General features: G+C 63.8%; 8 protein-coding genes and 1 riboswitch. Of the genes, 6 read left to right on the top strand and 2 right to left on the bottom strand.

Annotation, left to right across the window (positions count from 1 at the left end):
- Positions 1 to 8: 8 nt before the first annotated feature.
- From VFG26_RS11685 to thiC, 6 genes are all read left to right on the top strand, one after another.
- Positions 9 to 1007, top strand: a complete 999-nt coding sequence (locus VFG26_RS11685; protein WP_325025444.1) for a DUF58 domain-containing protein — start codon at positions 9 to 11, stop codon at positions 1005 to 1007.
- Positions 1004 to 3997 carry a DUF4159 domain-containing protein gene (locus tag VFG26_RS11690; RefSeq protein ID WP_325025446.1) on the top strand — a complete coding sequence of 998 codons (2994 nt, stop codon included), beginning with the start codon at positions 1004 to 1006 and terminating at the stop codon, positions 3995 to 3997. Before VFG26_RS11685 ends, VFG26_RS11690 begins: the two co-directional genes overlap by 4 nt.
- 11 nt (positions 3998 to 4008) lie before the next feature.
- Complete coding sequence (locus VFG26_RS11695) at positions 4009 to 6150, top strand: hypothetical protein (RefSeq protein ID WP_325025448.1); 2142 nt, start codon at positions 4009 to 4011, stop codon at positions 6148 to 6150.
- 31 nt (positions 6151 to 6181) lie between these two features.
- Positions 6182 to 6964, top strand: a complete 783-nt coding sequence (locus VFG26_RS11700) for an NAD(P)-binding domain-containing protein (RefSeq protein WP_325025450.1) — start codon at positions 6182 to 6184, stop codon at positions 6962 to 6964.
- Positions 6965 to 7052: 88 nt separating this feature from the next.
- The gene (locus VFG26_RS11705) at positions 7053 to 8630 is read left to right on the top strand and encodes a DUF4332 domain-containing protein (RefSeq protein WP_325025452.1); all 1578 of its coding nucleotides are present in this window, start codon (positions 7053 to 7055) and stop codon (positions 8628 to 8630) included.
- A gap of 110 nt (positions 8631 to 8740) precedes the next feature.
- A riboswitch (TPP riboswitch) is annotated at positions 8741 to 8850 on the top strand.
- A 128-nt stretch (positions 8851 to 8978) separates the two neighbouring features.
- Positions 8979 to 10967 (top strand): phosphomethylpyrimidine synthase ThiC, encoded by a 1989-nt coding sequence (gene thiC / locus VFG26_RS11710; protein ID WP_325025454.1) that lies wholly within the window; start codon positions 8979 to 8981, stop codon positions 10965 to 10967.
- A gap of 81 nt (positions 10968 to 11048) precedes the next feature.
- Here the strand turns inward: thiC and VFG26_RS11715 are convergent, their stop codons facing one another.
- Together VFG26_RS11715 and VFG26_RS11720 are read right to left on the bottom strand one after the other, a co-directional pair.
- Positions 11049 to 11768 (bottom strand): outer membrane protein, encoded by a 720-nt coding sequence (locus tag VFG26_RS11715; RefSeq protein ID WP_325025455.1) that lies wholly within the window; start codon positions 11766 to 11768, stop codon positions 11049 to 11051.
- Between the two features lie 224 nt (positions 11769 to 11992).
- Entirely contained in the window at positions 11993 to 12211 is a 219-nt protein-coding gene (locus tag VFG26_RS11720) for a hypothetical protein (RefSeq protein ID WP_325025457.1), read from the bottom strand.
- Between the last annotated feature and the right edge of the window lie 84 nt (positions 12212 to 12295).

Below are 12295 nucleotides of genomic sequence, written 5' to 3' on the forward strand. Positions count from 1 at the left end.
GAGCGCGAATGGCAGGCCCTCAAGGGCGAGCAGGCGGCGGAAGCGACGGCGCGGGCTCCGAGAGCCGGCGCGTTCTTGCGCTTGAGCGCGAAGCCGTATCGCTCGTCGACCGCATGCCTGAGTTGCTGATGGAAGCCGCGCGCATCTCATCGACGGTCGCGCAGGGCATCCACGGGCGGCGGCGCGCAGGTCCCGGCGAAACGTTCTGGCAGTTCCGGCAATATCAGCCCGGCGAGAACGCGAGCAACGTCGATTGGCGCCGCTCGGCAAGCTCCGACCATCTCTACGTCCGCGAACGCGAATGGGAAGCCGCCCACACGCTCTATCTCTGGCCGGATATTTCGCCCTCGATGGATTTTAAAAGCCATCTGTCGAACGTGACGAAGCGCGACCGCGCGCTGGTCCTCGCCTTGGCTTCGGCCGAAATGCTGGTGCGGGGCGGCGAACGCGTCGCCCTCCTCGGCCAGACGCTGCCGACGGCCAACCGCAACGCCGCGACCCGCATCGCCGAGACCATCGCCGTCAACGCCAAGTCCGAGCATGTGCAGAAGAGCCTGCCGCCGAATGCCGGGCTCAACCGCTTCGCCGGGCTTATTCTCTTCAGCGATTTTCTGGCGCCCGTGCATGCGCTGCGCGAACGCCTTGAAGGGTACGCGGGCCACGGCGTCGGCGGACACCTCGTGCAGATCATTGATCCCGCGGAAGAGACGCTGCCCTATCACGGCCGCACTGAATTCATGACGCCGTCCGGCAATCAACGCTGGACCGCCGATCGCGTCGAAGCCCTGCGGCCAAAGTATCAGGAGCGCTTCCAAGCGCACCGCGCCGAGCTAGCCGAAATGGCCAAACGCTTCGGCTGGTCGCTGCTGACCCATCACACAGACCGGCCGGCCTCCGAGCCGCTGCTGTCGCTCCTGATGCGGCTCAATGGATCGGCGCAAGGCTATCGCTGGATGTCGTCGAGTTCGGACGCCGTCTCGACCGACATCAAGGAGCGCGCCCGATGAGCTTCGGCCCGCTCGCCTTCCTCAATCCCTGGCTGCTCGCGGCGCTTATCACGCTTCCCGTCATCTACTGGCTGTTGCGCGCCGTGCCGCCGCGCCCGACGCAGGTCGAATTTCCGCCGACGCGGATTCTGCAGGGTCTCGAGAACGACGAGAAGACTGCCGAGAAAACGCCCTGGTGGCTGACGCTCATCAGGTTACTCGCTGCAGCGTTCGTCATCATCGCGCTGGCCGAACCCATTCTCAATCCGTCGAAGAACGCGAACCTCGCCGGCACCGGCCCCGTCGTCGTTTTCGCCGACAACGGCTGGGCGGCGGCCTCGCGCTGGCCCGAACGCGCCAGCATGATCGACCGCATCATCGGCGAAGCCGAAAGCGCCGGACGCCCCGTCGTCATCGTGCCGACGGCGGCCGCGAGCAAACTCCACAGCGTCAAGATCGAACCGCCGCGCGAAGCCCGCAGCACCGCCGCCGCGCTGACGCCCGAACCCTTCGATCCCGATCGGGAAGCAGCCTTCGGCGCGTTGCAGACGGCCCTCTCCAACGCGGGCGTGAAGAACCCGAGCATCGTCTGGCTGCACGACGGCATCGATCACAGAGGGCACGCAGGAAGCGTTGCGAAGAAGCTGCAAGACTTGGCAGGCGACGGCACGTTCGCCGTGCTCGATGAGACGAACGGGCGCGAGCCGCTGGGCCTCACCGCCAACTTGGCCGAAAAGGGCAAGCTCGAAGCCACCGTCCTGTCGCCGGGCGGCCCCGCGCGTGAAGGCACCGTGAACGCCTATTCCGCGCGCGGCGAACGTTTGGGCGACGCACCCTTCTCGCTAGGGCCCGGCGCCGCGTCCGCCAAGGCGACGTTCGAACTGCCGCTCGAATTGCGCAACCAGGTGGCCCGCATCGAGATCGCAGGCGAACGCTCCGCCGGCGCCGTCAGTCTCATCGATGCGATGACCCAATGGCACCGCGTCGGCCTGCTCTCCGGCGAAAGCCGCGAAGAAGCCCAGCCGCTTCTGGCGCCGCTCTACTACGTGGAAAAAGCGCTCAAGCCTTACGCCGACGTGGTCGTGACGCGCGATTCAAACCTCGTGCAGGGCCTCAACTCGGTTCTGAAGCAGAACGTGTCGGTGCTCGTGCTGGCCGACATCGGCACGCTGACGGGCGAAGCCGCCGAGAAGGTGGATGACTTCATCAAGCGCGGTGGCCTGCTCGTCCGCTTCGCGGGCCCACGGCTCGAAAAGGCCGGTGACGATCTCCTCCCCGTCGCGCTCCGCTCTGGCGGACGCTCGCTCGGCGGCGCGCTCTCGTGGTCCTCGCCGCAGCCTTTGGCGGCCTTCGACGAGAGCAGCCCGTTCGCGGGCCTCGCGATCCCGAAGGACGTCACGGTCAACCGGCAGGTGCTCGCCGACCCGGCGGAACTGACGCCGGACGTCGAGATCTGGGCGCGCCTCAAGGACGGCACGCCGCTCGTCACGTCGGCAAAACGCGGCAACGGCCGCTTGGTGCTCTTTCATGTGACCGCGAATTCCGATTGGTCGAATCTTCCGATCTCTGGTCTCTTCGTCGAGATGCTGTGCCGTCTCTCCACCATGGGCGTCGTCGGCGCGTCGAACTCCGGCCAGGGAGAAGGCACCACGACGACATCCGCGAAGACCGACACCGCCCCGGCAAACAGCGCCGCAGGCGTGCTCCCGCCGCTCAAGACATTGAACGGATCGGGCACGCTCGGCTTCCCGCCGCCGACCGCCGAGCCGCTGAAATCCTCCGAGCTGCAGTCGGCAAAGCCCGGCTTCGAACATCCGCCCGGCTACTATGGTCAGCCGGCAAGCCCGCGCGCCCTCAACGTGCTCGACGTGAAGAGTACGCTAAAGCCCTTCCCGTCGCTGCCCGCAGGCGTCACACGATTGAACTACGAGAACGCTGCAAGCACCGCCTTGAAGCCCGACCTGCTCGGTGCGGCATTGGCATTGCTCTTCCTCGATATTCTGGCCGTGATGCTGCTGCAGGCCGGCGGCTTGCGCGGGCTCTTCTCCCGCCGCCCCGGAGGCCGTCCACGCGCCACGGGCGCGGGAACGGCGGCAATCGTGTTTGCCGTTGTGTCGGCTTTCGCCTTCGCAGGAGCCGGCGACGGACGCGCGCAGGACTTCCAACCCGACTTCCGCGATATCCCGCAGCTCGACAATTTCGCCCCACTCGGCACGCAGCAGTCGGGCCCCGAAATCGTCCGCTCCGCGCCGACACCGGCCGACAAAGCGGCCATCGACGCCACCAGCAAGGTGACGCTCGCCTACGTCGTCAGCGGCGACCGCGAAACGGACGAGACGAGCCGCGCCGGTCTCGAAGGCCTGGGCCGCGTTCTGCAAACGCGCACCGCCGTCGAGCCGGGCGAGCCCGCAGCCGTCGACATCACCAAGGACGAGATCGCGTTCTATCCCGTGCTCTATTGGCCGGTGCTCGAATCCGCCGAAGCGCTGCCCGACGCGGTCATCGCCAAGATCGACGCCTACATGAAGGAAGGCGGCCTTATCATTTTCGACACGCGCGACTACGGCCAGGGCGGCGCCAACACGCTGCCGCTCGCAGGCCGCGGCGGCACGGCGTTGCAGCGCCTTTTGAGCAAGCTCGACGTGCCGCGTCTTGAACCCGTTCCTGAAAATCACGTGGTGACGAAATCGTTCTACCTGCTGCGCTCGTTCCCCGGCCGTTGGGATGGCGGACAGCTGTGGGTCGAGGCCTCGTCGAACAACGAAAACGATACCCACAAGGCCCGCGTGTCGGACGGCGTCACGTCGATCATGATCACGTCGAACGATCTCGCAGCCGCCTGGGCGCTCGATGAGCGCGGCCGCCCGACGTACCCCGTGGTGCCCGGCGGCGAGATGCAGCGCGAGATGGCGTTCCGCGGCGGCATCAACATCGTGATGCACGCGCTGACCGGCAACTACAAAGCGGATCAGGTTCACGTCCCCGCCCTCCTCGAGAGGCTGGGTCAATAGAGGCATAGTCTTTGAACTGGTCGATTACATTCGCGCCCCTGCTGCCGACGCCGGTCCTCATCGGCCTGACGGTGCTGGCCGTTGCGCTGATCCTGGTGATGCTGTTCCGCCGCTCGCGCGGAGCCATCATTCGCGCCGCGGCGCTCGCAGCGCTTCTCGGCGCGCTCTTCAATCCGATCCTGAAGGAAGAGCAGCGCGAGAGCCTCGCCAACGTCGCCATCGTCGTGCTCGATGAAAGCCCGAGTCAGAAGCTCGCCGACCGCAGCAAGCAGATGGAAGCGATCCGCTCGGATCTCGAAACGAAGTTTGCGAAGATCCCGAACCTCGACATCAAGTGGGTGACGGGCGGTGTGCCGACGGATTCCGCGGCAGCCGGAACGAACCTCTTCACCGATCTAAACGCCGCGCTGAACGATACCGCACCCGACCGCATCGCCGGCGTTCTCTTCGTGACGGATGGCCAAGTCCACGATGTGCCGAAATCCGCAGCCGCGCTCGGCTTCGACGCGCCGGTTCATACGCTGCTGACCGGCAAGCCCACCGAATTCGACCGCCGCATCGAAGTGATCGAAGCACCGCGCTATGGCCTCGTCGGCCAGTCGCGCGAGATCCAGGTCGCCGTGCGCGAGACGGGAAGCTCGCCATCGGCAAACTCCGGCGCAGCGACCCTGAACATCCGCCGCGAAGGCCAGCCCGACGAGACCGTGCGCACCGAGATCAACCGCACCGTCAAAGTCGACATGCCGATCCCGCACACCGGCACCAACATCGTCGAAATCGAACTCCAGCCTGTCGACGGAGAGCTGACGACCGCCAACAATCGCGCCGTCGTCGCCGCCGAAGGCGTGCGCGAGAACCTGCGCGTGCTGCTCGTCTCGGGCGAGCCGCATCCCGGCGAGCGCACGTGGCGCAACCTTTTGAAATCCGACGCCGCTGTCGATCTTGTGCACTTCACGATTTTGCGCCCGCCCGAGAAGCAGGACGGCACGCCAATCAATCAGCTGTCGCTGATCGCCTTCCCGACGCGCGAACTGTTCTCGGAGAAGATCAACGAATTCGACCTGATCATCTTCGACCGCTACGAGCATCGCGGCATCCTGCAGCTGCTCTACTACGACAACATCGCCCGCTACGTGAACGAGCACGGCGGCGCGCTGCTGGTCGCGGCGGGCGACGATTTCGCGAGCCCCTACTCCATCTACAAGACGCCGCTCGCGCCCGTACTGCCCGCGACGCCGACAGGCCGCGTGCTCGAGATGCCGTTCAAGGCGAAGGTCACGGGCGACGGGCAGAAGCACCCCGTCACTAAGGACCTTCCCGGCTGGAACGCCGCGCAGGTGGCCGATGCGGCTCCCGAGCCCTCATGGGGAAAATGGTACCGTCAGGCCGAGGTGACCCCTCAGCGCGGCCGCGTGGTCATGAATGGATCGGAGGACAAGCCGCTCCTCATTCTGGACCGCAAAGGCAAGGGCCGCGTCGCGCTGCTGACGTCTGATCACGCGTGGCTCTGGGCGCGCGGCTATGACGGTGGCGGCCCGCACACCGATCTCCTGCGCCGTCTGTCGCACTGGCTGATGAAGGAACCGGATCTCGAGGAGGAACGTCTTCTCGCGTCGGCCAAAGGCTTGAAGCTCACGATTGAGCGCCGCTCGATGGAAGACAAGGTCGGCCCGGTGAAGGTGCTTGGTCCCGGCGGCGACACATCGGAGATTACGCTCGATGCCGTTCCCGTTGAACCGGGAGTTTGGCGCTCGGCCATCGATGTGAAGCTCCCCGGACTCTATAAAATTGAAACCGCTGGCCCCGATGGCGAACTGACCGCCGTTGCCAACGCCGGCGTCGAAGATCCGCGCGAAATGAGCGAAGTGACCGCAACGGATCAGAAAATGAAGCCGATTGCGGATGCGACGGGCGGTGGCGTTTTCTGGACGAAGGCGACAGGCGCACTCTCGTCTGCAACCGATATCGATGTGCCGCGTATCTCCATGATGTCGGCAGCCAAAGTGATGGCAGGGTCCGGCTGGCTCGGCCTCAAGGACCGGCAAGCCTTCCTGACCCGCGGCGTGAAGTTGACGCCGATGTTCACGGGCCTCGCGGCGCTCTCGGCGCTGCTCGCCCTGATCGCTTTGGCCTGGTGGCGTGAGGGAAGATAGGAAATAGCGGAATAAGGAACGGCACGGCGCCATGGGTCACGCATTCAACAATCGGCCAATCGGCGTAATCGGCAACGATGAATTCGGCGCAGCGATCGCCCGGCGTATCGCTGCGTGTCACTTCCACACGATGTACGCAGGCCTCGAAGGCTCTCCGCCTGTGCCCTACGGCGACATGCTGGAGCAGGCAGACCAGACGAGCCTCGCGATCAGATGCCCCGTCGTGCTCGCGGCCATCGAAGATACCGATACGTTCAAGAAGCTGCTCGCGATCGGCGCCGAAGTACGCCGCACGGCTGAACCGCGGCGAAGCACCGTGCTCGTCGATCTCGGCTCCCGAACGTCGCGCGAGTCTCAAAGCCTGTTTGAACTTCTGGAACAGCAGGACGTCGCGCTTGTCGATGCCGCGCTGATCGGCGGTGCCGGCGCGGCCATGCACGGGCATGCCAAGATTTTGCTCGGCGGCGAGCCCGCGCCGGTGGAAATCGCAGAAAGCGTGCTCGCGCTTTTGGGAACGGTCGAGCGCACCGGGCCGCTCGGCAGCGCGCACTCAGCCGCCGCGCTGATGGGCTACATCGAAACCGCCCATACCATCGCGCACGAGGAAGCGCTCGCCCTTGGAGCAGCCTGCGGCTTGGCGCCGGAGGCACTGAAGCGCGTCCTCCCGGATGAAAGCGCAGCGCGCGACTTGAATGTGGTTCAGCTGGCGCGGCGGGCCGCGATGGCCGGCCGGATGTCCCGCCACCCAAGCGGCAGCGCCGAAATCATCAATCTCGCGGCCGAAAAACACGCGCGCAATCGCGAAAATCGTTGATGACCGGCATTGCCGGGGAGCGAATCAATCGAGTGGGAGGTGCGACTCACGTAGATCGGCGGGAGCGGTTGCTCACCCCGAGGCTCCCATGTCGCTCCTTTATCGCATTGTCTACGCCACACACGCGAATGGCACGCACCACAAGCTCGCCCTCGATGCGCTGCAAGCCATGGCGCGCGACGACCGGGAAGAGTGGACGCGGCTCTTTCTGAAGCACGTCGAGTTGTATCTCGACGGCGCGAAAGCGCCGGACGTGACGTTCAAGGATTTCAAGAACCACGTTCTCCACGTCTCGGAGAACTACTGGGGCGGCGCGCTCGAGAAGGTCAACGAATGGTACGGCCGCACGGTCTTTGAACTCAAAGCCAACAACTGGCCGCAAGCCGTCTACGCAGCGGGTGTCCTGAGCCACTACTTTACCGACCCGGTCATGCCCTTCCACACCGGACAGACCGAAGCCGAGAACGCCGTGCATCGCGCAGCCGAGTGGAGCATCAGCCGCTCGTACAATGAATTGCGCGCGATCGGCGAACGGCGCTATGGAGCGCCCGCCATTCGCGTTCCCACAGGTCCGCACTGGCTCTCCGAATTCGTCTGCAATAATGCCGAATTCGCCCATGGCTATTACGAGAAGCTCATCGCGCATTACGACATTCACAAGGGCGCGACACGGCCCGAAGAAGGGCTCGACACCATTGGCCGGAACATCGTTGCCGAGCTTTTGATCTATGCGTCCGTTGGCTTCGGCAAGGTTCTCGACCGCGCGATCGCGGAAGCGAACGTCCTTGTGCCGGCCGTCGATCTGACGTCGGAGACATTCCTCAGCCTCACCCAAATCCCGCGCAAGTTCATCGAGAAGCGGCTGACGAACGCCGAGGACAGACAACGCGTCGCCGCCATTTACGACGAACTCCGCGCGACGGGCACCGTTCGTCACGCGCTGACAGAAGACGACAAAACCATTCGCGACCTGCATTACGCGGAAGTTCTGGCCCCGCAAATGGCTCAACGCAGCCAGGCGCGCGCCGCCCGCATTGAAGGCCACGACAATACGCCGCTCGAAATTGCCGTCGCCAAATCGGCAGCGGCGCTGACATCCGTGACCGCGCAGCCGCCCGCTCTTCCTCAGTCCCCTCCGCCGCCACGTCCGCGTGCCGAGACGATGGCAGCACAAGCCGATCAGATGCGCGTCACCGCGTCCAGTCCAACGCGCCAGTGGGATGTGCGCGCCCGTGAAGCCCGTCCCTACCTCAGTGGCACCGACGATCTGGAAGCCGCGCCATCCATTGGCGCCAAGACCGCGGAGCGCATCGCTGCCGCCGGCATCTTCACCGTCGGCGACTTCCTCGAGCAAAATCCCGAGGAACTGGCCCACGTCCTCGACGATCCGCATTTCGATGCCGAAACGCTTCTCGAATGGCAGGAGCAGGCGCGCCTTGTGATCGACGTGCCAGGCCTCAGAGGCACGCACGCACAGTTGCTCGTCGGCGCCGGATACCGCACCGCTCAAGCGGTTGCCGACGCCGATCCGATTGCGCTGTCAGCAGACGTGTTGCGCTTCGCCATGACATCGGAAGGAAAGCGCGTACTGCGCGAAGGCCGCCCGCCCGACATTGAGAAAATCAAAAGCTGGGTCGATTTCGCAAAACAAGCGGTCGCGGCTTAAGCCTTTCTAGACAAGTTCGTGAGCACACGCGGCAAAGCCGCGTTGACGTGTGCCCGCGCATCGCCGTCACCAAACGACTTGCCATCCGCGCATAACGGAGCGACAATGATCGCGTTTCCGAGGGGCGCCGGTTGTCCGGCTGAGATCGCGTAATGAAGCGCGAGCACCCTTCGAACCTGATCCGGGTTATGCCGGCGAAGGGACGGAGCACGCGGTTGGCAATCACAGCGCCACCATTCCGCACCTTTCCAGGCAACGCAATTTTCAGCACGCGTTTTCGCGCGCGCTGCAACGCTAAAAAAGCTTCTCCCTGCCAAAAGGGGGCGGCGGGAAAGGAGCAGAACTGCCATGAACGAGCTGACGCGCGCTGCCGATATCAAAACACCGAAGGTCACGACGGGACCGCATCGAGCCTCAACGAAGGTCTATTCTTCGCCCGAAGGCCACAGCGATATCCGCGTGCCCTTCCGCGAAATCGCGCTGAGCGACGTCAACGAGAAGGCCTTCCGCGTCTACGATCCCTCTGGTCCCTACACAGATTCAGCCGCCAAGATCGACGTTGAGAAAGGGCTGCCGCGCATTCGCGATGCCTGGATCGCAGAACGCGGCGGCATCGAGAGCTACGATGGCCGCACGATCAAGCCCGAAGACAACGGCAACGTCTCGGGCGCCCACGCCGCCCGCGTTTTCCCAACCGTTTACCGCCCGATGCGGGCGCACTCTTCTCCCCTCCCCTCGACGGGGAGGGGTCGGGGGTGGGGTGAGGACCAAAGCGGAAACGCCGAGGCATCGCGCCAGCCCCTTACCCCCACCCCTAACCCCTCCCCGCAAGGGGGAGGGGAAATTCGCGGCGACACCTCGCAACCGCTCACGCAATTCGAATACGCGCGCGCCGGCATCATCACCAAAGAAATGATCTACGTTGCCCATCGCGAAAATCTCGGCCGCCAAGCCGTGCTCGAGCGCGCGAAAGAAGCGTTGGCGGATGGCCAAAGCTTCGGCGCGGAACTGCCCGAGCACATCACGCCGGAATTCGTGCGCAGCGAAATCGCGCGCGGCCGCGCCATCATTCCGGCCAACATCAATCACGGCGAATTGGAGCCGATGATCATCGGCCGCAACTTCCTCGTGAAGATCAACGCCAACATCGGCAACTCGGCCGTCACCTCTTCCGTCGAAGAGGAAGTCGAAAAAATGGTCTGGGCGATCCGCTGGGGGGCCGACACCGTGATGGATCTCTCGACGGGCCGCAATATTCATACGACGCGCGAATGGATCATCCGCAATGCCCCCGTGCCCATCGGTACCGTGCCGATCTATCAGGCGCTGGAGAAATGCGGCGGCGATCCCGTCAAGCTGACCTGGGAACTCTATCGCGACACGCTGATCGAACAGTGCGAGCAAGGCGTCGATTACTTCACCATCCACGCCGGCGTGCGCCTGCCGTTCGTGCCGCTCACGGCGAACCGCGTGACGGGCATCGTCTCGCGCGGCGGCTCGATCATGGCGAAGTGGTGCCTCGCCCATCACAAGGAAAGCTTCCTCTACGAGCGCTTCGACGAGATCTGCGATCTGATGCGCAAGTACGATGTCTCGTTCTCGCTGGGCGATGGCTTGCGGCCGGGCTCGATCGCCGATGCGAATGATGCCGCGCAGTTCGCAGAGCTCGAAACGCTCGGCGAGTTGACGAAGATCGCCTGGGAAAAGGGCTGCCAGGTGATGATCGAAGGCCCCGGCCACGTGCCGATGCACAAGATCAAGGTCAACATGGAGAAGCAGCTCAAATCCTGCGGAGAGGCGCCGTTCTATACGCTCGGACCGCTGACGACCGACATCGCGCCGGGCTACGACCACATCACGTCCGGCATCGGCGCGGCGATGATCGGCTGGTTCGGAACGTCCATGCTTTGCTACGTGACGCCGAAGGAGCATCTAGGCTTGCCGAACCGCGACGACGTCAAGGTCGGCGTCATCACCTACAAGATCGCAGCACACGCGGCCGATCTCGCCAAGGGACATCCGGCGGCGCAGCTGCGTGACGACGCGCTCTCACGCGCACGCTTCGATTTCCGTTGGGAAGATCAGTTCAACCTCTCCCTCGATCCCGACACGGCGGTTGCCTATCATGACGAGACGCTGCCCAAGGACGCGCACAAGGTTGCCCACTTCTGCTCGATGTGCGGCCCGAAGTTCTGCTCGATGAAAATCACGCAGGACGTCCGCGACTACGCGGCAACCTTGAACGACAAGGAAGTTGGCATGGCCGAGATGAGCGAGAAGTTCAAAGCCATGGGCGAACAGCTCTACGTGGACGCCGCCAGGACGACGGACGGTTGAATCCCCATCCACCGAGCAAAACAAAAAAAGCCGGGCGCATGCCCGGCTTTTTCAATTTCAGCTCTATCGCGCTTGCGCCGCTTATTTGCCGAGCGCGTACGAGACGCCGAAGCGAACATCGTGTGATGTCAAAGAGAAAGTGCTTCTGTAGTTCGAGTCCCAGAACTCGGAAACGTCTTCAGTCTGCTTTCCGAAATCTGTGTAGCGATACTCGGTTCTGACCGACCACCTGTCATTGAGCGCATACTGCAGACCACCGCCGACCGTCCAGCCGACGCGGACTTGGTCCCATGAACGCGAGACTTCCGGGGGCGAACACCAGTCACAAAACTCTTTGAACGAGAATTCGCCAACCGCCAAACCGGCAGTAGCGTAGATCAGCGAACGGTCGAAGGCATAGCCAAGCCGCACGCGCGCAGAGCCCTGCAGGCCCGTTTTCGCGTGGTAGCCCCACAAGTCCATCGGGAATTCAACGGAGTTGTCGGTGCTATCGTATTCGATATCGCCTTCGACGCCGTAGACAAACCTCCCACGCTGGACGTTGTAGCCGGCATGGCCGCCACCGACGAAGGCGGACACGCTGTCGTGGATGAAGTAATTGTCGCCCGCTTCCTCGCCGTATCCGAGAGAGGCGTAGTCCTGATGATTCTTGGAATACCCAGCCTGCAAGCCGACGTACGTGCCCGACCAGTTGTAAAGCGGCGAAATGGGCGGCGTCGCGCCGAATTTTCCGAGATCGGCGGCAAACGAAGGTGTCGCGGTCACAATGAGCGCCGCGGCGGCGAAGAACGTCGACTTCATTGAGATAAGAAACCCTCAGTGAACGATGGTTAGTTTCACTGAGTGATTCGCGAGAACTTATCAAATAAGAAGCCCTGACTTCTCGGCGCCTGCCGGTCCCCGGCGCGTCGCGCACGAAGATGCAGCGCGGCCTCACGATTGCCGTCAGGATTTTTGAGGCGAGTCAAGGAGCGGATCTGCAGCTCGCGCCTTTCTAGCGAACTGAGCTGCTGCTTTGCGGATGTTCAAGCCGCGATCGAGGCCATCCGCTCGATCGTGGCCGCGAAGTGTCCGCACCAGTCGTTCTTCTCGACCACGGGCCATGCCCCACGAGTCTCATGAGACCCAGATTGCGGAAGCGGAGGATTGAACCGGCACAATCCGGTGTCGGTCTCCTTGCGCTTTGCGGCAGCCGTTCTTTGAGTGTCGAAGTACTGGCAATTCGAGCACGCACACGTGGTCATTGGAACAACTCCTATCCTGGCGCTCCTCGCAGAGATACGATTTCTACCGGGGGCCGGTGATCAAGTTCCCTGCCGCTGCGCAGC

This window comes from Hyphomicrobium sp. (assembly GCF_035687085.1).
Taxonomy (GTDB): domain Bacteria; phylum Pseudomonadota; class Alphaproteobacteria; order Rhizobiales; family Hyphomicrobiaceae; genus Hyphomicrobium_B.

What these genes read in the sequence shown, in the direction of transcription:
- VFG26_RS11685 (WP_325025444.1), top strand. Translation starts at nt 9, where the DNA reads ATGGCAGGCCCTCAAGGGCGAGCAGGCGGCGGAAGCGACGGCGCGGGC.
- VFG26_RS11690 (WP_325025446.1), top strand. Translation starts at nt 1,004, where the DNA reads ATGAGCTTCGGCCCGCTCGCCTTCCTCAATCCCTGGCTGCTCGCGGCG.
- VFG26_RS11700 (WP_325025450.1), top strand. Translation starts at nt 6,182, where the DNA reads ATGGGTCACGCATTCAACAATCGGCCAATCGGCGTAATCGGCAACGAT.
- VFG26_RS11705 (WP_325025452.1), top strand. Translation starts at nt 7,053, where the DNA reads ATGTCGCTCCTTTATCGCATTGTCTACGCCACACACGCGAATGGCACG.
- thiC (WP_325025454.1), top strand. Translation starts at nt 8,979, where the DNA reads ATGAACGAGCTGACGCGCGCTGCCGATATCAAAACACCGAAGGTCACG.
- VFG26_RS11715 (WP_325025455.1), bottom strand. Translation starts at nt 11,768, where the DNA reads ATGAAGTCGACGTTCTTCGCCGCCGCGGCGCTCATTGTGACCGCGACA.
- VFG26_RS11720 (WP_325025457.1), bottom strand. Translation starts at nt 12,211, where the DNA reads ATGACCACGTGTGCGTGCTCGAATTGCCAGTACTTCGACACTCAAAGA.